Source organism: Pseudomonas sp. FW305-E2 (assembly GCF_058782925.1).
Genome location: NZ_JBYSYE010000102.1, coordinates 1 through 552, shown reverse-complemented (window position 1 = coordinate 552; position 552 = coordinate 1). Strand labels below are relative to the sequence as shown.

Here is a 552-nt window from a genome sequence, read left to right as displayed (position 1 = left end):
GTTCCCGGGCCTTGTACACACCGCCCGTCACACCATGGGAGTGGGTTGCACCAGAAGTAGCTAGTCTAACCTTCGGGGGGACGGTTACCACGGTGTGATTCATGACTGGGGTGAAGTCGTAACAAGGTAGCCGTAGGGGAACCTGCGGCTGGATCACCTCCTTAATCGACGACATCAGCCTGCTGATGAGCTCCCACACGAATTGCTTGATTCATTGTAAAAGACGATGCTGTAACGCGACCCTGTTATAGGTCTGTAGCTCAGTTGGTTAGAGCGCACCCCTGATAAGGGTGAGGTCGGCAGTTCAAATCTGCCCAGACCTACCAATATGCGGGGCCATAGCTCAGCTGGGAGAGCGCCTGCCTTGCACGCAGGAGGTCAGCGGTTCGATCCCGCTTGGCTCCACCACTTTCGCCGTACACAGTAACTTGTCAGAACTTAGAAATGAACATTCATATTGAATGTTGATTTCTGACTTTTGTCAGATCGTTCTTTAAAAATTCGGATATGTGATAGATATAGACTGAACACCAGTTTCACTGCTGGTGGATC

The 552-nt window shown here is 51.1% G+C and carries 2 tRNA genes and 1 rRNA gene; all 3 read left to right on the top strand.

The features are described 5' to 3' along the window. Positions 1-164: ribosomal RNA gene (locus AC3WLP_RS27870) — 16S ribosomal RNA — on the top strand; the annotation flags it as partial. Positions 165-249: 85 nt separating this feature from the next. Then, positions 250-326 (top strand) — tRNA-Ile (locus AC3WLP_RS27865). 6 nt (positions 327-332) lie between these two features. Beyond that, a tRNA-Ala gene (locus AC3WLP_RS27860) sits at positions 333-408 on the top strand. The last annotated feature ends 144 nt before the right edge of the window (positions 409-552 follow it).